Origin of the sequence: Metabacillus crassostreae (assembly GCF_016908395.1) — a bacterium.
Classification (GTDB): Bacteria; Bacillota; Bacilli; order Bacillales; family Bacillaceae; genus Metabacillus; species Metabacillus crassostreae.
The window spans coordinates 262,660-284,326 of the sequence record NZ_JAFBDU010000002.1 but is presented as its reverse complement, the minus strand read 5'-3'; the positions used below and the strand labels follow the sequence as shown (position 1 = coordinate 284,326).

At 33.4% G+C, this 21,667-nt stretch carries 18 protein-coding genes; 17 read left to right on the top strand and 1 reads right to left on the bottom strand.

Annotated features, from left to right (window positions below):
- Positions 1 to 10: 10 nt before the first annotated feature.
- From JOC75_RS09190 to JOC75_RS09130, 13 genes are all read left to right on the top strand, one after another.
- A complete protein-coding gene (locus JOC75_RS09190) occupies positions 11 to 634 on the top strand; it encodes a YesL family protein (RefSeq protein WP_204953767.1) in 624 nt (207 codons plus the stop codon).
- 405 nt (positions 635 to 1,039) lie between these two features.
- On the top strand, positions 1,040 to 1,978 hold the full coding sequence (locus tag JOC75_RS09185; protein WP_204953766.1) for a carbohydrate ABC transporter permease: 939 nt from the start codon (positions 1,040 to 1,042) through the stop codon (positions 1,976 to 1,978).
- 13 nt (positions 1,979 to 1,991) lie between these two features.
- Positions 1,992 to 2,825: a carbohydrate ABC transporter permease gene (locus tag JOC75_RS09180; protein WP_204953765.1), complete on the top strand. Its 834-nt coding sequence runs from the start codon at positions 1,992 to 1,994 to the stop codon at positions 2,823 to 2,825.
- Positions 2,826 to 2,975: 150 nt separating this feature from the next.
- Positions 2,976 to 4,343 (top strand): ABC transporter substrate-binding protein, encoded by a 1,368-nt coding sequence (locus JOC75_RS09175; protein ID WP_420828019.1) that lies wholly within the window; start codon positions 2,976 to 2,978, stop codon positions 4,341 to 4,343.
- Between the two features lie 158 nt (positions 4,344 to 4,501).
- Positions 4,502 to 5,626 (top strand): glycoside hydrolase family 88 protein, encoded by a 1,125-nt coding sequence (locus JOC75_RS09170; protein ID WP_204953763.1) that lies wholly within the window; start codon positions 4,502 to 4,504, stop codon positions 5,624 to 5,626.
- A gap of 168 nt (positions 5,627 to 5,794) precedes the next feature.
- Positions 5,795 to 7,600 carry a sensor histidine kinase gene (locus JOC75_RS09165; RefSeq protein WP_204953762.1) on the top strand — a complete coding sequence of 602 codons (1,806 nt, stop codon included), beginning with the start codon at positions 5,795 to 5,797 and terminating at the stop codon, positions 7,598 to 7,600.
- A gap of 7 nt (positions 7,601 to 7,607) precedes the next feature.
- Positions 7,608 to 9,218, top strand: coding sequence for a response regulator transcription factor (locus tag JOC75_RS09160; RefSeq protein ID WP_204953761.1), 1,611 nt, complete (start codon positions 7,608 to 7,610; stop codon positions 9,216 to 9,218).
- A gap of 155 nt (positions 9,219 to 9,373) precedes the next feature.
- The gene (locus JOC75_RS09155; RefSeq protein WP_204953760.1) at positions 9,374 to 11,221 is read left to right on the top strand and encodes a DUF2264 domain-containing protein; all 1,848 of its coding nucleotides are present in this window, start codon (positions 9,374 to 9,376) and stop codon (positions 11,219 to 11,221) included.
- 47 nt (positions 11,222 to 11,268) lie between these two features.
- Entirely contained in the window at positions 11,269 to 13,089 is a 1,821-nt protein-coding gene (locus JOC75_RS09150; protein ID WP_204953759.1) for a heparinase II/III family protein, read from the top strand.
- A 265-nt stretch (positions 13,090 to 13,354) separates the two neighbouring features.
- A complete protein-coding gene (locus tag JOC75_RS09145; protein ID WP_204953758.1) occupies positions 13,355 to 13,840 on the top strand; it encodes a nitroreductase family protein in 486 nt (161 codons plus the stop codon).
- A gap of 18 nt (positions 13,841 to 13,858) precedes the next feature.
- Positions 13,859 to 14,050: a hypothetical protein gene (locus JOC75_RS09140; protein ID WP_204953757.1), complete on the top strand. Its 192-nt coding sequence runs from the start codon at positions 13,859 to 13,861 to the stop codon at positions 14,048 to 14,050.
- A gap of 559 nt (positions 14,051 to 14,609) precedes the next feature.
- Positions 14,610 to 15,281: a serine/threonine protein kinase gene (locus JOC75_RS09135; RefSeq protein ID WP_204953756.1), complete on the top strand. Its 672-nt coding sequence runs from the start codon at positions 14,610 to 14,612 to the stop codon at positions 15,279 to 15,281.
- A gap of 185 nt (positions 15,282 to 15,466) precedes the next feature.
- A complete protein-coding gene (locus JOC75_RS09130) occupies positions 15,467 to 17,176 on the top strand; it encodes a SulP family inorganic anion transporter (protein WP_204953755.1) in 1,710 nt (569 codons plus the stop codon).
- 106 nt (positions 17,177 to 17,282) lie between these two features.
- Here JOC75_RS09130 and JOC75_RS09125 read toward each other — a convergent pair whose 3' ends face one another.
- Positions 17,283 to 17,930, bottom strand: coding sequence for a pentapeptide repeat-containing protein (locus JOC75_RS09125; RefSeq protein ID WP_204953754.1), 648 nt, complete (start codon positions 17,928 to 17,930; stop codon positions 17,283 to 17,285).
- 309 nt (positions 17,931 to 18,239) lie between these two features.
- Here JOC75_RS09125 and JOC75_RS09120 point away from each other — a divergent pair, with 309 nt between their 5' ends.
- The 4 genes from JOC75_RS09120 (at position 18,240) to kduD (ending at position 21,577) form a co-directional block, all read left to right on the top strand.
- Entirely contained in the window at positions 18,240 to 19,190 is a 951-nt protein-coding gene (locus tag JOC75_RS09120) for a sugar kinase (RefSeq protein WP_204953753.1), read from the top strand.
- Between the two features lie 13 nt (positions 19,191 to 19,203).
- Complete coding sequence (locus JOC75_RS09115; protein ID WP_204953752.1) at positions 19,204 to 19,842, top strand: bifunctional 4-hydroxy-2-oxoglutarate aldolase/2-dehydro-3-deoxy-phosphogluconate aldolase; 639 nt, start codon at positions 19,204 to 19,206, stop codon at positions 19,840 to 19,842.
- Between the two features lie 88 nt (positions 19,843 to 19,930).
- Entirely contained in the window at positions 19,931 to 20,695 is a 765-nt protein-coding gene (locus tag JOC75_RS09110) for a DeoR/GlpR family DNA-binding transcription regulator (RefSeq protein ID WP_204953751.1), read from the top strand.
- Positions 20,696 to 20,821: 126 nt separating this feature from the next.
- A complete protein-coding gene (gene kduD / locus JOC75_RS09105) occupies positions 20,822 to 21,577 on the top strand; it encodes a 2-dehydro-3-deoxy-D-gluconate 5-dehydrogenase KduD (RefSeq protein ID WP_204953750.1) in 756 nt (251 codons plus the stop codon).
- Positions 21,578 to 21,667 lie beyond the last annotated feature (90 nt).

Here is a 21,667-nt window from a genome sequence, read left to right as displayed (position 1 = left end):
GGGAAACATTTTGGAATCAGCAGGTTGGACTTCAGGGGTTTTACGAATATGTGATTGGATTAGTAAATTTGCCTATATCAATCTCTTGTGGATGTTTTTTACATTAGTAGGTTTTATCATGTTTGGAATTGCTCCATCAACTGTAGCTTTATTTTCTATTGTACGCAAATGGATAATGGGAGAGCATAACATCTCAATTTTTTCTACCTTTTGGGATGTTTATAAAACTGAGTTTAAAAAGGCAAATTTACTGTTTGGAACATTGGTAGGTATCATAGGTTTCATGTATATTGATTTGGTTTTAATTAATTCTATGCAAGGAATACTTCACTACATTTTTTTAACTTGCTTTGTTATTATGACTTTTATATTAGTTATTGTCCTTATTTATATTTTCCCGGTGTATGTACATCTCGAAGGCTCCATCCTTCAATATTATAAATCAGCTATTCTCTTAGGTACCTCTTTTCCATTTCGTACATTCACAATGATTCTTGCAGTTGGAACAGGTGTGTTAATAAGTTTGATTTTTCCAGGAGTAGCATTATTGTTTTTTGGTAGTGGCATATCTTTTGTTTTAATGTACTTATCATACTCAATTTTTTCGAGTATGAATCTTAGCATAAATTCATAGTTTCATTAATTCTTAAACAGCGATATATCTGCCATTTTTCACAAAGCAAGTATATCGGTGTTCTTTTTTGTTATGGCTCTTTTCAGAATGATTGTTGCTAATTGTCCTATCTATGTAGTAAAAACATTGTTGTTATAGCAAAATAGGTACTAATTTATGAAGAAAAGATGCCACCATGCTTTATACAGTGTTGTTTACTTGTAGTTATTAAAAGCAAAAAAGTTTACGAAAACAGCCTTTGTTATTTATCCAGAATTGATTTAAGAATGGGCTGAGGTTATTTGTAAATTTTTAATACTTTTTATAAAGAGGTAAAAATTATTGCAATATCTATCAAAATACTGTTAAGTATTGAAACTCTACTTTTTTTATAATGAAGATATATTAAAAGAGAGGTGAAATCAGATGAGTTCGAAGCCAGAAATAACTACATCCTCAAAAGTGAAAATCAATAGAAATAAAGTAAAGTCAGAAAGAAGTGAAAATTTAGCGGGTTTTCTATTTGTATCTCCGATGCTTATTGGAGTTTCTGTATTAGTTCTACTGCCGATTTTTGCTACATTTATTTTAAGTTTTTCAGATTGGAAGTTTATTCAAGGAATTGATCAATTAAAATGGGTAGGGTTTAGTAATTTTAAAGATCTAATTGAAGATAAAGTGTTTGTAAAATCATTATTAAATAATGGGATCTTCTTATTTACAGTACCAATCTGTATGGCATTTTCTTTGTTTTTAGCTGTGGTTATAGATAAAAGCGTTTACATGAAAAGCTACTTTAAAGTTGCGTTTTTTATGCCATATATATCAAGTGTTGTTGCGATCGCGGTTGTTTGGCAAGTATTGTTTCATCCATCTTCAGGACCAATTAATCAAACATTAATGTCATTAGGTATTGAGAACCCACCATTATGGATTGCTGATCCGAATTTTGCATTAATATCTGTTATGTTAATTCAAATATGGATTTCGGTTGGCTTTAATTTAATTATCTATATTGCTGGTCTACAATCGATTCCTAAAGAATTATATGAAGCAGCAGATATGGATGGAGCAAATTCTTGGGTGAAGTTTCGTCATATTACTTTCCCAATGGTTTCTCCTACGTCATTTTTCTTACTAATCACAGGTATTATTTCAACATTTAAGGTGTTCGATTTAATCGCAGTTTTAACAAAAGGTGGCCCTTTGCATTCAACAAGCATGCTTGTATGGCACCTATATGACACAGCTTTCGTTAATTTAGATATTGGATATTCATCTGCAATGGCAGTTATCTTATTCTTTATTGTCTTCTTAATCACAATATTACAATGGATTGGACAAAAGAAATGGGTTAATTATTAAAGGAGGGAACCTTATGAGTAAGAAACTAAATATTCAAAAGCTCATATTTACAATAGTAGTATTTTTAGTTAGTATTTTGTTTTTATTACCATTCGTATGGATGCTTTCAACTTCTTTTAAAATAGAAGCTGATGTATTTAAGTTCCCTATACAATGGATACCTGAGAGATGGAATGGTTTTAATAATTATCATCAAGTTTGGTTTGGAGAGTTTCCTTTTTATCTCTATTACTGGAATTCAATTAAAGTTGCAGTACTCACGACAGTCGTTTCTTGTACAGTTTCAGCTTTAGCAGCTTATGGTTTTTCTAAAGTGAAATTTCCTACAGGTAAATGGTTATTTATCATAGTTTTAGCAACTTATATGGTTCCTCCACAGGCTAGCTTAGTTCCACAATTTATTCTTTATCGAAATATTGGGTTGTTTGATAGTCACTTAGGGCTAATATTATTAGGTAGCTTTAGTGTATTAGGAACTTTTATGCTCCGACAATTTTTTATGGGAATTCATAACGAGTACATTGATGCTGCAAAAATTGATGGTGCAGGTCATTGGAGGATTTTTTGGTCAATTGCTTTACCTATCGTGCGCCCTGCAGTTGCAACATATGCAATCTTAAGGTTCATTTGGACTTGGAATGATTATCAAAACCCTTTAATTTTCTTACGATCAGATGCTCTTTATACAATTCAACTGGCAATGCAAAAGTTTACAACAATTAATGGAGAGTTTTATTCATTAATTATGGCTGCAGCAGTTTCTGCTATTCTACCATTACTGATTGTATTTATGATCGGGCAAAAGCAAGTAATTGAAGGAATAGCATTGGGTGGAGTAAAGGGGTAATAAAAAACAATATGTAGCAGGAAGTAATTTTGAAAAGTCAAATATTTTCCGATATGAGTAAAATAATTATTATATTAATGGTTAAAGCCTTTGCTATACTTTTTCGTGTAAGGGCTTTCATTATAGAAGAACTTAATAAGGGGGAGAAATATGATGAAGAAGAAGTTTTGGTCTACAATAGCTGCTTCTACGATGTTAGTTGGGGTGCTAGCAGGTTGTACAGGTGGAGGAGAAAATACCTCTGGAACAGAAGATAGTAAGGATAATAAGGCATCTGATGAAGCAGTTACAATTAAGTTCCATACACACGGAAATGAAGCAAGCTATAATTGGGAAAAAACAATTGCAGCTTTTGAGGAAGAGTATCCAAAAATAGATGTTGATCTTGTCATTCTTAGTGAAAAAGGAGATACACAAGAAGCAACACAAAAGTTAGATTTGGCAGCAGCTTCTGGAGAACAACTAGATGTTTTAATGTTTAGTGATCCTGCTAGTTACGCACAGCGTGTTGCATTAGGCATGGTAGCGCCAATAGATGAATTTATTGAAGAAGAAGGATATACATTAAATGAAGAATATAAAGTGGATACAAAGCTTAATGATAACTATTATGCTCTTCCGGGAAAATTCAATCCATGGTATGTATTAGTAAATAAGACTCATTTAGACGAAGCAGGACTAGAAGTGCCAACGGATTGGACCTGGGATGAATATATGGATTATGCGAAAAAGCTTACAACTGATGATCATTATGGAACATATTTCCACGGTCCACAAGGTGGAGGCTGGTTGGAGTTCATGAAATTGGCTCTTGCTAGTGAAGAAGATAATACCGAATTTATTAAAGCAGATGGTACATCTAATTTTGATAGTCCCCTGTTTAAGAAGACATTAGAAATGCGTGTTCAAATGGAAAAGGTAGATAAATCTGCAACACCATATACAGACATTATTTCACAGAAGCTTCATTATCGTAATCAGTTTTTTGGTCAGGACGCAAGCATGGTGTTAATAGGTAGCTGGATGAATACAGAATTAGGTGGAACAGAACAATTTCCACTAGACTTTAATGTAGCTGTAGCTCCATACCCTAAGAACGAAGCTGGAGATGCTGGTGGCTATACTCCTGTAACTACAGATTTTATGTCTGTGGCTGCAAACTCAAAGCATAAGAAGGAAGCTTATACATTTATTCGTTGGTACACCTCTGAAGGTCAAATTGTTCAAGGGAAAAATATTCCTTCTTGGAATGGTGTTAGTGAAGAAGAACTAGGATCTATTATCGATGGAATCTTAGCAGATACTGTAACACCTGAAAAAGTAGATCGAGAATCATTAGTGAACGTATTAAAGGGAGCAAAATCGTCTAAAATTATCCCGCCTGTTCCTTATCAAGCAGAGCTATACAAGGTTGTAAATGAAGAGTATGAAAAATTAATTTTAGGTGAACAAGAAATTGAGCAAACATTAAAGGCAACACAAGAGAGAGCACAAGAAATTATTGATAATAATAAATAATTGTTGATAAATGCATATGTATTAGGCGTAAATGCCATTTCCCTTCCTCCCAACCTATTTAATTGGGAGGCAAGGAAATGGATGCAGCAAAAGCTGACGCCTTTTTCTTTTCGTTATTTTATGTCTGATGAAAACTGAAAAATAGGAAAGGTGATATGATGAATAGCAGTTTAGGATGGGTTGAGGAAGCATGGCTGAAAGTAAATACTAAGGTTGAAAGAACGAGTGAGAAAATAGGGTCGAATTTTCCACATGCAAGTGTTGAAGGGACGTACCAATTGGAAGCTCCTTCATGGTGGACAGCAGGATTTTGGCCTGGATTACTTTGGCTGCTTTATCAGGATACAAAAAATGATTCCTTTAAAGAATTAGCGGAACAATGTGAAAAGAAATTGGATACTGTTATCACAGATTATTATAAGTTAGATCATGATATGGGCTTTATGTGGACGTTAACAAGTGTTGCAAGATATAAACTTTTAAATGAAGAAGACTCTAAAAGACGAGGGCTATTAGTAGCAAATTTATTAATGGGTAGGTTTAATGCTTCAGGAAACTATATTCGTGCTTGGAATCCATGGTATGAAGGTGAAAATAATTCAGGCTGGGCAATTATTGATTGCTTGATGAATCTACCATTATTATTTTGGGCAACAGATGTAACGGGAGATCCTAGATATAGTATTGTTGCTAAAAAGCATGGAGAAACTGTTTTAGATCATTTTATACGAAAAGATGGTTCTGTACATCATATTGTTCGATTTGATCCTGAAACTGGGGAAAGAGTTGAAGCTATTGGTGGTCAAGGCTTTGGTCCTGATTCAGCATGGTCTAGAGGAGCAGGATGGGCAATTTATGGTCTCTCATTACTTTTTAAATATACAAAGGATGATAAATATCTACAAGCAGCAAAAAATGTTTCACACTTCTTTATTGCCAATTTACCAGAAGATTATGTTCCATATTGGGATTTTAGGCTTCCTGATCACATTACCAAATATCGTGATTCTTCAGCTGGTGCAATTGCAGCATCAGGTTTACTGTTATTGGCTGATCAAGTAAATTCAACAGAATCTGCAATTTATAGGAATGCTGGTGCTAGAATACTTAAATCCCTTTACGAGAACTATGGTGCTTGGGATAACCATAATGAAGAAGGCTTGATTCTCAGTGGAACTAGTCACTATCCTGAAGGGAAGAATATTGATGTACCGCTTATTTATGGAGATTACTATTTTGTTGAAGGTCTAGCTAAATTAAAGGGAAATAATCAGTTGTTTTGAAATTATTGCATGAATTTAAACGAACAGAGTACTTAATGCCATGTTTCCTTTATAGTATCCAAACAAGGCACAAGAAAAAATCTTCTCTTCAGTAACTTTTGATAAGATAATAAGTAGAGGGAAAATAGTTAATCCCGAAATCTTATCCTTTACATGAGGAGGTAAGTTATGTGGAGTCAGATACAAAAGAAGTTACCACCCCATTCTTTTCGCTACAAAGTTATTTTAACTTCCATCATTTGTATTGTTATACCTGCTATTATTACGCTCTTTATTAATAACTATTTAACAAAGGATGCTATGAAGGAACAGGCATTGTCAAATGCTAATCGAGAATTGAAATTAGCAGGAGAATACCTGAATAAAATCTTTGAGGATATGTTATATGCTGCAAATTTTGTTCAACTTGATTCTGAAATTAACACTATTTTAAAGAAAAATGCCAAAATAAATGATCATACTATAGAACAAGAAGAAGCATATGAAAGCTTTGTAGAGTATAGTAAAGTGTCTAAAACGATTGAAAATGTAACACTACTTGGAGAAAAATCATATGTAACGATACTTCTAAAAAACGGAAAGCACTACACCAATTATCCTGTAAGTGATTATAATCCAGAAAACCTATTTAGTGAACCTTGGTTTAAAGAACTAGATGGAGTTTTTGGATATGAAGCCGTTTGGATCGGAAGTCAGCCAACAGTTTTCAAATCGGAACAAAAAAGTAATCCTTATCAGATTTCAGTTGCTAGAACTTTAAGAGATTCTAATCTGAAAATCTATGGATATGTCATTGTAACTATAATGGAGAATAAAGTGAAGCAAGCATTTGAAAGTTTGCCTGGTAAAGAAGAAATGATGCTTGTAGATTCTTCATTTAAAATTTTATCTCATCGAGACAATGAAAAAATCGGGGACAAATTTCCTTATATAAAGGAAATTCAAGATCCGAATTTTACAAATATCATAACTGCGCAGAAGGAGAATTTCCTTTATGCAGATCATCAAATAATGAATATGGGATGGAAGCTCGTATCAGTTAATCCATACAAACAAGCTATCTTTAAAATTAATTCAATTTTCCAAAAGGTATTTCTTGTTCAATTGATTTCATTTATTATCTTTTTCCTATTATTAGCCTATATATTACAGACAATCACAAAGCCATTAGTGCATTTAAGTAATGTGGCAGAAACTGTACAAAGTGGTAACTTAAAGGTTCGTTCTAACGTTCAAAATAAGGATGAAATAGGTAAACTCTCTAATTCTTTTAATTTAATGCTTGATCGAGTAAATGAAATGATCAGTGAAATTACAGAAACTCAAATAAGAAAACGAAAAGCCGAGCTATCAATGCTTCAGGCTCAAATTAATCCACATTTCTTATTTAATGTATTAAATTCCATTCGAATGAAAGTGATGAAAAAGGGTGATTATGATAGTGCTGAAATGATTAGCTCATTATCTAAATTGTTACGAATGACCATTGATCAAGACAAAGGCATGATCACATTTAGAGATGAAGTAGGTATCGTAACAGATTATGTACGTTTAATGAATATGCGTCAAAGAGAAGCAGTTCAATTTGAGGTTAATGTATCAGATACTGCATATTTAGAAATGATACCACGTTTTATTTTACAACCAATTATTGAAAACTCTATTATCCATGGATTAAATCAAAGTGCTGGAAAAATTACTGTAGAAGCCTTTTTAAAAAGGAATGATTTCTTCATTATTATTGAAGATAATGGTGAGGGAATGAGTGAACAGTCACTATTAAATCTACGAAAAAGACTAACTAGAGATGCAGGCTTTAGTAATGTGCAAAATAAGATGGGGTTCTCAAGTATTGGTATAACAAATGTATATGAAAGAATGTGTATGACTTTTGGTGATGCATTCAATATGGAAGTATATAGTGAAGTCGGAAAAGGTACAAAAGTGGTACTGTCTGTTTTAAGGGGAGGTTGAATGATGAATGTATAACGTAATGCTAGTAGATGATGATTATCCAGTTCTAGAGCTATTAATTGAGACAATCAACTGGAACCAATTAGGATTAAATCTTCAAAGTACTCATGAAAATGGAGCTAATGCTCTAACCCATGCCTTAAATGAAATGCCAGACATATTAATAACTGATATCGGTATGCCTAAAATGAATGGTTTAGAATTAACCAAGAGATTAAAAGAAATAAATCCTAATATACAGGTTTGCATGTTAACGTGCCACAATGAGTTTGATTATGCACATCAGGCTTTAAAGCTCAATGTACAAGATTATCTTTTAAAAGATACACTTAATCCGAAAGATTTAACTGAAGTACTAAAAAAATTAAAGCAAAATAAAGAAAGAGAAGATCAGAAAAAAATAAAAGAATTCAAGTTAAAGAGTATTGTTGAACGAAACAGAGAATCAATGAAAAGAGATTTTCTACGTAAAACAATTGATCAAAGTAGCTTTGAAAATAAAGGTATTTACGATGAAGCACGATCCTATGGGTTGGATTTAACGAATAGAATGTTTATTCCTGTACTATGCTTCATACAAGATTATCGCTCTGCCAAGATATCTTATCATTCTGAAGATACATTATTATTCTCGATCCAAAATGTCATTAATGAAGTATTAAATGATGATGATCACATAGCCATTTCTTTTACGTTTAGTGAGAAGGAATCTTTTTTGTTCTTTCCATATAGTTCAACGTTAAAGTCAGATAGTTACGGAGTAACAACAAAATGTCTTGAGAAAATTCAGAGAAACGTTTTTAGTTCTTTAAATATTTCCCTCTCTTTTATAGTAGATAAACCATTTGATTCCTATCATTCTTTTAAAACATCACTGCATCATTTGCTCGATAGTTCGAATCAACGATTTTATATGGAAACATGTAGAATAGAAAAAAAAGAACTAGAAACAAAAACAAATGAAAGCTTATTTGAATGGTATGACAAGGCTTCAAATGAAATCAGACAACTTATTTTAAATAAAGATGTTTCAGAGATTAGACCACTTATATGTAAATGGATGGATATCTTTAAGGAAAAAGAATATTCAGCAGAAATTGTGAAAGACTGGATTCTTAAACTTTTACTTGATCTTAAGGTTAAGATGAAGGCTTTACAGTTTTTTGGTACTAATACATCAAATGAAGTTCTTCATGAAGAAGTGATTGGAATTGATTCTTTAATAGAGCTAAGAACCTGGTTAATTCATTATTTTGAAATGCTTCTGTCTGCAGTTAACAGTACTAGTTCAAAATCCAGACGAAAAGAAGTCCTCGAGGCTTGTAAATATGTTGAAGTGAATTTAGAAAAGAAAATAACACTTGATGAAGTTGCGAACATTCTTTATTTGAATCCTAGTTATTTTAGCAGACTTTTCAAAAAAGAAGTTGGTGGTACTTTTGTTGAATATGTGACAAGAGCCAAAATGAACAGAGCAAAAGAATTACTCGAACAAACTGTAGATTCTGTTGGGAAAATATGTGAAAGATTAGGGTATGACAATCAGAGCTACTTTATTAAAGTGTTTAAAAACTACGTTGGTGTCACTCCTATTGAATATAGAGGAGAAAAGCGGTAAGGAATTAATTCACCTTTTATTTTGTAAGCGTTTAAAGAGGAATTGATTACGTCCTTTTTAATATAAGGATTTTTGTAGAAATTGGTTCTACTAGATTAAAGATAGCTGATTGTAGGTTTATTTTGGCATTTAAATTGAAAGGGGACCACGATTTCATGCTGACTAAAATTGAGTCGATTCAAACAAACCCTCTTAAATCTAGGGAAGATGTATCCGAGGCACTAAAACAAATTTTTAATCCATTAAAATCTTATTATAGTAAAGGGTTTACCAGGTTAAAACTGGGAAATACAAGTGCAGCATACTCTGATTCCACATCTGAATTTGAGGCCTTTTCAAGATTATTATGGGGGTTAGCACCCTTACTTGCTTGTGAAGAGAAAGAATTTGATATGTGGAAAATGCACCTGCAAGGTATAAAGAATGGAACAAACCCTGATCATGAGGAATATTGGGGCGAAATAACTCACTTTGATCAAAAAATAGTTGAAATGGCCGCTTTTGGTTTATCTTTATTACTAATTCCAAACAAGATATGGGATCCTCTTAATCTACAAGAAAAAGAAAATGTAACAAAATGGCTATCTCAAATTAATCAATGTAAAGCACATGATTGTAATTGGTTATTCTTTGCTGTTCTTGTTAACTTAGGTTTGAAAAATGTCGGACAACAATATGATCGGTGTAAAGTTGAAGAAAATCTAGAAAGAATTGATCAATTTTATGTATCTAATGGCTGGTATTCGGATGGTAATGAGGGTCATTCAGATTATTATGTACCTTTTGCTCTTCATTTTTATGGCCTTATCTATTCTAAGTTTATGGAAAAAGAAGATCCTATCCGTTCAAAAAAATATAAAGAGCGCGCAGAGGTGTTTGCAAAAGAGTTTATTTATTGGTTTTCAACAGATGGCTCATCTGTTCCTTATGGTCGAAGCTTAACGTATCGATTTGCCATGTCTTCATTTTGGGGAGCAGCAGTTTATGCAGGTATTGAGCCTTTTTCATTAGGAGTAATGAAAGGTATTATTCTTAGAAACTTGAGATGGTGGTTTAAGCAACCTATCTTTAACGATAATGGCATTTTAACAATAGGATATTCTTATCCTAATTTGATTGTAGCTGAGAATTATAATTCACCAGGTTCACCATATTGGGCTCTAAAATCTTTTTTACCTTTAGCGCTTGATGCTGATCATCCCTTCTGGCAAGCAGAAGAGGAGCCCCTCCCTCTATTAATGGAAAAAAGTATTCAGAACGAACCACATATGATCATTTGTAGAAATAAAAACAAAGATCATGTTCTTGCTTTCAATTCAGGACATCTATCAACAAACGAACATACTCACACCTCAGCAAAATATGAAAAGTTTGTTTATTCTACTACTTTTGGTTTTAGTGTACCACGAGCAGAATGGGGGCTTTCACAAGGAGCATTTGATTCAATGTTAGCTTTGAGTGAAGGAGATAATATTTATCGAGTGAAAAGAGAATGTGAAGATACTAAAGTTGAAAAGAATTATATCTATACGAAATGGAAGCCTTGGAATGACGTAGAGGTGCAAACATGGATTGTGCCAGGCACACCTTGGCATATTCGAATACATTGTATAAAAACAAGCAGAACACTAGATACAGCTGATGGTGGCTTTGCATTAGGTATTGAAAGTGAAAAGAGAGAAGCTGCATTAAAAACGGATCAAATGAATCTTGAATGTTTTGCTCAAATGTCATCGGGAGCAAGCGGAATGAAAAGTATTGATGGTGGAGGTAGAGCTGACTTAGTTTATCCGAATTCAAATACAAACATTCTGCATTCTCGTACTGTTATTCCGACGATTCAGAAGAGAATTATGCCAGGAACCCATTTCCTAGTTAATGCTGTGTATGGAGCAACTAATACTGATGAAGATAGTTGGGGAGAAGTTCCTAGTGTAGAAATAGAAAAGGGGAAAATCATTGTTCAATTTTTCGATGAAGAAGCAGTGTTTATTCCAATTTAAATAGAGGAGTATAATTATGCTTCTCTATATTGTGAGGTGAAATTTATTTGCTTTTAAAATATGAGCAAATACATGATTTGATTAAAAAGAACAAGTTCTCTCTTTTATTTTCATCAAAGCAAGAACAAGATAATTGGTTTAAAGAAATAAAGGAGAAAATAGTTTATCAATCTCTATTACTTGAAATAAAAGATGATGCAACAAAGCTACTCGAAACACCCCTTCAAGAGCTCACATTTTATGAGTTTACTATCTTTAGAGAAACTGGATCAAGACTTGCGTATGAGAGAAGCTACTTTGCAAAAAGAAGACGTTTAAATACATTTGCTTTAATGACGTTGATAGAACCGGATGAACCTATTTATTTGAAGGAACTTCATGAAGCCATTTGGTCTATTTGCAATGAGTACACATGGTGTTTACCAGCCCACTTAAAAAATAGTCCTGAGATGGATACAAAATTGAATGAACAGTTTCAGCACTTGGAGGATCCTTTTTACACTATTGATTTGTTTGCTGCTGAAACCGCATTTACACTTAGTGAAATACTGAAATTAACGGAGCATATCATTGATCCACTCATTCAAAAAAGAGTTGTGAATGAGGTATTTCGTCGCGTACTTGTTCCCTTCCAAAAACAATCATTTGATTGGGAGACCTCAACTCATAATTGGTCAGCGGTCTGTGCAGGCGCAATCGGATCAGCGGCATTACATTTAATAAAGGATGATAAACAATTAGCTTCAATTCTAGAGAAAGTGTTAAAAGCTATTTCATATTACTTAAAAGGATTTAACAATGATGGTGCTTGTATGGAGGGATATGGGTACTGGCAGTACGGTTTTGGTTTTTTTGTCTATTTTGCAGATTTACTCAAGAAAAAAACATCTGGTGAAATGAACTTGTTTCATATTCAAAAAGTTCATCAAATAGCTCTTTTTCAGCAAAAATGTTTTATCTATAAAAATCAGGTTGTAAACTTTTCTGACTCAACAGAAAGAGGAGCTATATTCTTAGGTCTTAGTCATTATTTAAAAACTATTTTTCCAGATATGGAAGCTCCTGAAGTAGAGCTACGTTCATCTTATTGTGAAGATCATTGTAGTAGATGGGCACCAGCTTTTAGAAATTTACTTTGGTTAGATGATAAGATTAGTGGTAATCCTTGGCGTAACGAAACGTATTATCTTAAAGATTCACAATGGTTCATTTCAAGACATGATGGGTATGTATTTGCTTGTAAAGGTGGACATAATGATGAGCCACATAATCATAATGATATTGGTCATTTTATTTTACAAGCAAAAGGAGAATCTTTTTTAATGGATTTAGGAAGTGGAATGTATTGTGAGGATTATTTTAACAAAAAACGTTATACATTTTTATGTAATGGATCTCAAGGACATTCGGTACCAGTCATCAACAATCAATTTCAAGCTGAAGGGTACGCTCACAAAGCAACGATTATAGATTATTCCAGTCAAGCAGAAGATTTGATTGAAATGGATCTTAAAAAAGCATATAACATGAAAAGTTTACAACATTTAGTAAGGAAATTTCAATGGCAAAAAAGTCATACACCAGAACTGGTTCTATTTGATACATTTCATTTTACAGAAAACCCAACTTCAATCGTGGAACGATTTATTACACCTGTCATGAAGGTCATTGAAGATTCTACAGGAGTGATTTTGGAAGGGGCTGAGAAAATAAAAGTGCATTTTGATCGTGAGCAATTAGAATTAATTATTCGAAAAAATGAATTTATAAATCATTTTGGGAAGAGAGAAGAGTTGTATCAGTTAGATTTTTCAGTAAAGAAGCCCAGTAAATTAACTTCTGTAGAATTCAGGTTTCGATTTATGTAGTAGTAAGTCATGTGGAAAACCTATTGAAATAAATAGAATTCCAAAACAACCCTACCTAATAATAAAATCAGGGAGCAACTTAGTCAAAGGAAAATTGCTAAACTAGAATATATGGTTATACTTATTTTCCTGTTATAATCAAATTAACAACTAATATCTTAACCTAGTTACAAACCATTCTCTTATTGTGAAACTGAACTCCTTAATACTTATAGGGTTCAATTTACAATTATGAGGATTTTATATTTTTAAGGAGGAACATGACTTGACTATCACTGATATCATTTATTCACGACGAACGATTAAAAGCTTCAAAGCTGATCCAATCTCTATGGAGCAAATTAGTAAATGGCTACAAGCAAGCACTATGGCGCCAAATCACAAAATGACTGAGCCTTGGGAAGTGTATTTGGTGGGGCCTGAGACAAGAGCAGCTTTAAATCATAAAGCCAATTTTTTCAATGCTCCTGTTGTAATGGCAGTTTTATCAAAGCATGGTAGTACAGAAGTTGAAAAGGCAGAGAACGCCCTAGCTACTGCTTGCTTTGTACAAAATTTTAATCTGATAGCTTGGGAAGAAGGAGTCGGTACATTCTGGTCTTCTGTAGGAAATGCTCAGAAAAACCGTGACATTCTCGGTGTTCCTGATGGATATGATGTAATTGGAGTTTTTGGAGTAGGCTACCCAGAAGAAATTAGTACTCCAAAAGATAGAACATCAATCGAAGAAAAAATTAAGTACTTACCATAAAATAAGGCTGTCCTAGTAATGGGGCAGTCTTATTTTATAAAAAATTCACCATCTGATAGTTCAATTACTGTAGCAGCAGAGAATGGAAATACACAAACATATAATGTGACTGTATTAAGACAAAAGAAGGAAGAAGTCAAGCAAGATCCAAGTTCTAACGTTAAGATAAGGATAAATCAAATGAAACAACTAATCAAACACCCTCAATAAGTAATAAAGATAATGCTCATGCCTTGGGTAACGAAGGAAATTCTAGTGCAACAGTAAGCCAAGCGGAGGCTACTTCTTTTTGGCAAAAGCTTTTGTCCGTTTTTGGCTTATAAATGAATCAGTTATGTAGTTGATATAAATTGACCATTTACTAGATCTTTGCTAAGATTAATTTAACTGAATGAACGTGATTACTCCAAAGGGGAGTAGCTGTTAAACAAAGTCGTCATTACGGGTTAAAACACCCCGGCTTTGTTGGCAATTTTATTGCTAGCGAGACCTTTGCCAATTCTATGGATTGGTAAAGGTTTTTTTAGACCTTTACTTGAATGTAAAGGTCATTTTTTATTATAAATAGGATAGGAAATGTGATGCGTTCCTACAGTATTTAGGGGTAGGCTAATAACAAATGCACAGCTGATTGGGTGCTGTAGATTAATGGAAAACAAGCAGCTTCATTGGATGGACCTAGTTTCTTAGATGAAGCATATATAAATAATATACAAACTTAAGTAAGATTTTTCTAAACGATAGTACTCCAAGAGGATAGGTGGAAATTATGGAAGAGCAATGGTTAATCGTTGATAAACTTTTATCTGAAATAAAAATAAAGTCCAACCCGAGCAATAAGCCTGTAACAATTACTGGTAGTACAAATGATTTGAGATGCATTGGTATTGGAACAGATGCAGCTGTTTTTCAATATATAAATTTACCAAATTATGCGTTTAAATTATTCGCAGACGATAAACAAGATAAAATTCAATTAGAAGCAAAAGTCTATGATAAATTAAAGAAATCACCATACTTTCCAACGTGTTTTGCAGCTTATGATCGATATTTAGTTCTGAGCTTTGAATCAGGAATCACTCTTTATGATTGCTTACTACAGGGAGTTCATATTCCTTATCAAGTGATCAAGGATGTAGAAGATGCAAGGAATTATGTAGTAAAACAAAAATTAAATCCACGAGATATTCATTTGAAAAATATATTACTACAGAATGGAAGAGCAAAAGTAATTGATGTATCCGAATATTGTAAAAGTGGAGATGACCATCGCTGGGAGCATTTGCGAAAAGGATATGATGCGTATTACGACAAAATTGATGGAAAGGCAATCCCTTTTTGGTTAATGGAAACAGTTCAAAGATGGTATAACCAGAGAAGCTTTGCATCAATTGATGAATTTATGAAGGACGTTCTTAAACTGAAATTCTTTTGGAAATAAAATATAATGTTATTGAATCCAATCTCGCTTTTTTAGGGGTTGGATTTTATTTGTTTCTTTATCTATACTTAAGTTGTATAATATTTTCTTTATAAAGAGTTTAAATATAAATAATGTAGTGAAGTGAAATTGAACGAAAACATTTAAATAATGAAATAGCCTTCAGAGGAAGGAGAGAGACTTTATTGCCTAAGTGGAAACGATTAGATTTTTTATTAACTTATAATAAAGTGCTTTTTAAAAGGGATTTATTAGCAGGAATCACTTTATTTATTATGCTAATACCTCAAGGAATGGCTTATGCAATGGTTGCTGGACTTCCAGCAGTTATGGGGTTATATGCTGCTACAGTGCCTTTATTTATTTACGCAATTTTTGCTTCATCAAAACATTTATCTATTGGACCAACGGCCATTACATCATTACTTGTTTTTTCAGGAGTATCCACAATTGAAGCTCCAGGAGCAGAATCATATATATCGCTTGTACTTTTATTAGCTTTAATGGTTGGTATGATTCAGCTTCTGTTAGGTCTTAGTAAATTAGGATTTATCGTCAAATTCATTCCCCACTCGGTTATGAATGGTTATACATCAGCAGCTGCCATTACAATTGGTCTTAGTCAAATTAAACACGTATTTGGGATTGAAATTGGAAACCACCTACAGATTCATCTTATTTTAATAGAAATCATTCAAGAAATAAAAGAGATTAATATTATTACATTTGTAATAGGCGTAATAAGCATCATTTCCTTAGTTGTTATGAAAAAGGCTGCTCCAAAATTACCTAGTGCCCTTTTAATTGTTATTATATCAATTGCTTTTGTTTCATCACTTAATTTAGATCAAAATGGTGTGAAGATTGTAGGAAGTGTACCAGGAGGTTTCCCGCAATTTTTATTTCCTTCTATATCAACAGAGTTGATTCAACTTTTACTTCCTATGGCAATCACAATTGCTCTTTTAGGCTTTATGGAGTCGCTTGCAATAGGAAAAGTAGTAGCTAAAAAAGAAAAATATAAGATTAATCCAAACCAGGAATTAGTGGCATTGGGATTATCAAATATTATTGGATCTTGGTTTCAATCTTTTCCGGTAAACGGTAGTTTTTCTAGAACAGCTGTTAATCACCAATCAGGTGGCGCCACTCAAATCACTTCAGTTATAACTGGATTCCTTGTCATCTTAACGTTGTTGTTTTTCACATCATCTTTTTATTATCTACCAAACGCTGTTTTAGCTGCGATTATTTTAGTTGCCGTTTATAAATTAGTCGATATAAAAGAGCTAAAGCATCTTTTTCAAGTCAAACGATTTGAAGGATGGATTTGGATTACAACTTTTCTTGTTACTTTATTTATAGGAATTCAGTGGGGAATTATTATTGGTGCAATATTTACTTTGTTTTTGTTAGTAAATAAAAGTTCACACCCATCAATTGTCCAAATGGGCTACGTGAAAAATGAAAAAACATTTCGCAATGTAGAACGATATCCTGAAGCAATAACTTCTGATGAAGTCTTAATATTGAGAGTTGATTCTAGTCTCCATTTTGCGAACATTTCCTATATTGAGGAAAAGATAAGGTATTATCTTAAAAAGTATAAAAAGGTAAAATGGCTCATTATTGATATGTCAGGTGTTAATGATGTTGATACAATATCAATTGATACATTAGAGGATCTAATTGAGTTTTGTGATAACAAGAAGATAACTGTTTTATTTGCGAGCATGAAGGGCTCCATTCGAGATACAGTTGATAAAGCTAAATGGAATGGGAAATATACAGAACAAAGTAATCATTTAACATTAGAGCAGCTGTTAAAATCGAAAGGTATTAATATAGAGAAACCAGATGTTGCAAATCCACATGTTTTGGATTATCAAATATAATTTGTGTTTTCTAAGAAAATCTAAATCTGAAAACTTGAAAAAGGAACCATTGCTCATTAATGAGTGATGGTTCCTTTTTATGTATTAAACATAACCTCTACTTTAATTATTCTACAATCTTCAACCCAAGCAATCTCGAAAATCCTATGGCTTGATTTGGTGAAACCTCACAACCATTTAAATTCTCAAATGACACAGTTAGTTGCTCAAATGAACATGTACTAATATCAATTCCTTTTAGAGAAGTTTCAGTAAAATCAGCTTCATTAAGATCACAGCTTTTTAGACTCACCTTGTTCAGTTTACAATCATAAAAGTTGGTATGACTTAATAAAGATTCAATAAATCCGACTTGTTTAAGACGAGCTTCTGCAAAACTACTAAGGTTAAGATCGCAATTATCAATAGTAACATTGCCCAAATTAGCATTTGAAAAATCCAAACCAACAAGCTTGCAATCCTTAAATGTGACTCTATGAATAATACCATCACAAAACCGTGCATTAGATAGATTACAATTTTCAAATATAACATCAGTCATATCGATGTTAAAAAAGGAAGAGTTCAAAAACGTTACATTTCTAAAAATAACCTTTGAAAAGATTACTCGATTAATTTCCTCATTATCAACTTGTGCACTACTAACCATACAATTCATTAATTGTGGATCTTCTTCATAATAAATATCCTGGAAATTTCCTTTTTCTAATTCTCCTGCGATTTTTGGAGAATCAATTTTTATATTTTTACCCATGCTACACCCCTACTTTGTTTATTACCAACACTAATGCTATATAAAATGAAATGAAATTATAAGTCTTTATTTTTTTGATAACTTGTGTGCAAGCTACCTGTACATTTTTTGAACTATTTAATTTTATAAAGGGAGAAAGTGATGAGAGCTTATAAGGTTTGAACATCTAGATTAAATTCTCATCATAATTTTCAATATATCAATAAAAGTATAGAGAAAATCGTCAGAACATTATATACTTAATAAACATAAACGAACAATAAAAGTAGTTAACGAACTTAATTGCACACAAAAGGGGGATATTGTGAGATGGATGTTATTACAATAGGGGAATCAATGGTGGTATTTACTCCAACGAGTGAGGGTTTTATGAGAAATGCTACACAGTTTACAAACAGGATTGGTGGAGCGGAATCAAATGTTGCTGTTGGTTTAGCAAGATTAGGTCATAAGTCAGGTTGGATAAGTAAGCTTGGAGATGATGAATTCGGGAAAGCAATTCTTGGTTTTTTAAAGGCTGAAAATGTTGATGTAAGTCAAGTAACCTTTGATCAAGATGCACCAACAGGAATTTACTTTAAAGAACCGAGAAGGCAGCATAATACGAGAGTTTATTATTATCGAAAAGGCTCTGCCGCAAGTAAACTATCACCAGAAAACCTAGATAAAGAGTATTTAGCAAAAGCAAAATATCTTCATATTACAGGAATTACTCCGGCACTTAGTGATAGCTGTAAAGAAACAATCTTTGAAGCAATTAAGCTGGCTAAAAATGAAGGAAAGACAATTGTCTTTGATCCTAATTTACGAACAAAGCTTTGGGGTGAAGTAGAAGCGAGAAAAACATTACTAGAAATTGCTGCAGAAGCAGATATTATTTTACCCGGTGTTGCTGAGGGAGAATTTCTTTTTGGTGAAAGTGATCCACATAAATTAGGGCAATTATTTTTAAACCATGGTGCATCAATCGTTGTGTTGAAGATTGGGGCAGAAGGTGCTTTTTATTTCACTGAAAAAGAAAGCGGTTTAATTCCTGGATTTCCAGTTAAGCAAGTGGTGGATCCGATAGGTGCAGGAGATGGTTTTGCTGCAGGCTTTTTGTCTGGGTTACTAGAAGGACTTGATCTTGGGAAAGCAGTAGAACGTGCAAATGCAGTTGGAGCACTTGTGACAATGGTAAATGGCGATGTTGACGGCTTACCTGAACGAGATGAAGTAGAGCAGCTTTTATCAAATAATCGTGAAGATGTTATACGTTAAGGGGGAAGCAGAAATGGGACATATTGAGATTATAAAGCAAACTGGAGTTGCTGCTGTTATTCGTGGGGCTACAGTAGATAATATTGCGGTTATTGGTGAAGCACTAAGTAAAGGTGGAGTAAAGGTTTTAGAAATCACAGTTGAAACACCAGGAGCATGTGCAGCCATCGAAAAAGCATCTTTAGAGCTGAACGATGTATTGGTTGGAGCCGGAACTGTTTTAGATCCTGAAACAGCTAGAACTGCTATTATGTCAGGAGCGAAGTTTATTTTTTCACCAACGATCAATAGTAAAACAATTGAAATGGCTAAAAGATATGGTGTCGTTAGTATTCCAGGTGCTTTAACACCAACTGAAATTCTCTCAGCCTATGAAAATGGTGCTGATCTTGTCAAAGTATTTCCAGCTAATGTATTTGGACCATCTTATATTAAGGATATTCATGGACCGCTACCACAAATTCCACTGATCACAACTGGGGGAATATCTGTTGCTAATGTTGGAGAATACATTAAGGCAGGAGCTTCTGGAGTAGGAGTAGGAAGTTCTTTAGTGAATACAAAAAAAGAGCTTTCTGAACAGTATTTAAGTGAAATAACAGAAACAGCATCTGCATTTATAAAAGCTGTTCAGGATGCAAGGAAAAAGTAATATAGTTTTATACGTTTGATTTTGTATGATAGTAGCCTATAATAGTATCATTAAAATAGAATGGTTTTGAAGTATCGGGGGACTAATAATGCTTGCTGTTGAACGGCATGAAAGAATACTAGAGCAATTAGATAAAAATAAAATCATTAAAGTTTCTGAATTGAGTAAGCTCTTAGATGTTACAGAGAAAACAATTCGTGGCGATTTAGAAATCTTAGAGAAGCGTGGACTATTGAAAAGGATACATGGTGGGGCAGTATTAGTAGAAGATGAGGGAAGAATGCTCCCAATTGCTGAACGTCAATTAGGTCATAGTGATGTAAAGGAGGCAATTGCAAGAGAGGCAGTAAAGCTCATTCAACCAAATGATACAATCTTAATGGATGGAGGAAGCACCACAATTGCTATTGCAAAGCTATTAGGGGCTTTTCCTATAACAGTTATTACGAACGATTTGAAAATTGCGAATGTGCTTCTGTCAAAGCATAATGTTCGTTTGATGGTACTAGGTGGTACAAGAATTGATTCATCATCATCTTTGATGGGGGCACAAGCAACAGAGATGCTAAGTAAAATGAGGGTGAATCGGCTATTTTTCGGAACAACAGGTGTTTCGATTGAACACGGTTTAACAGTATTTAATAGTATTCATGCTGATTGGAAAAAACAAATTATCGCATGTGCTGATCATATTACCTTGTTAGCTGATTCCACGAAGTTTGAAAAAGTAGCATTAATTCAATTTGCTTCCATTCAAGATGTAAATGAAATCGTGACAGATACAAATCTGGACGAAACAATAAAAGAAAACTTAAGAGATAGAGAAATAAACTTACATTTTGCAGAAATATAAAAACAACAAAAAGAGATGATAAACGGTCAATTAATCGTTGTCATCTCTTTTATTTATGTTATAATCAAACTATAGTGAACATAAACGAACAATTTAATACAAATTTACACAAGGGGAGGTATTGAAATGGAATCACTTTTTTCTTTAAAAGGTAAAGTGGCTTTATTAACTGGAGCTAGCAGAGGACTAGGTCAAGGCATGGCAGTTGGTCTTGCGGAGGCTGGTGCAACAGTAATTGGTGCTGGGATGAGTAATATGTCAGAAACACGAAGTAAAATCGAAGCACTTGGTGGAACATTCCATGAACTTACCATTGATTTATCACAAGATCATGCAGCCGAACAACTAGTCAATGACGCTTTAGCAATAACAAAAAATATTGATATCTTAGTTAATAATGCGGGTATTATTCGTCGATCAAATGCTGAAGAATTTTCAGATGATGATTGGTATGAAGTGATCAAAGTAAATCAGCATTCTGTTTTTCAGCTATGTCGAGAAGTAGGTAAACATATGCTTGAAAATGGATCAGGGAAAATAGTAAATATAGCTTCTATGCTTTCCTATCAAGGTGGCCTAAGAGTACCTGCATACACAGCTAGTAAACATGCTGTTGCTGGATTAACAAAATCTCTAGCAAATGAATGGTCAAGTAGAGGAATAAATGTAAACGCTATCGCACCTGGTTACATGGAAACAGATAATACAGCACAGCTTCGTGCTAATCAGGAGCGTAATGAATATATTACGTCAAGAATTCCCCAAGGTCGTTGGGGCACACCTGATGATTTAAAAGGTGCAGTTGTCTTTTTAGCATCAGATGCTTCGCGTTATGTTAATGGTCATATTTTATGTGTTGATGGCGGTTGGATGAGCTCTTAAATAAAGGCTCTTTTTCTGAAAGATTTGGAACTTTGTTAGGTTGATTGTAGCGAAAATCAGCCTCCACTCCACTAGTTATATAGCAACAAT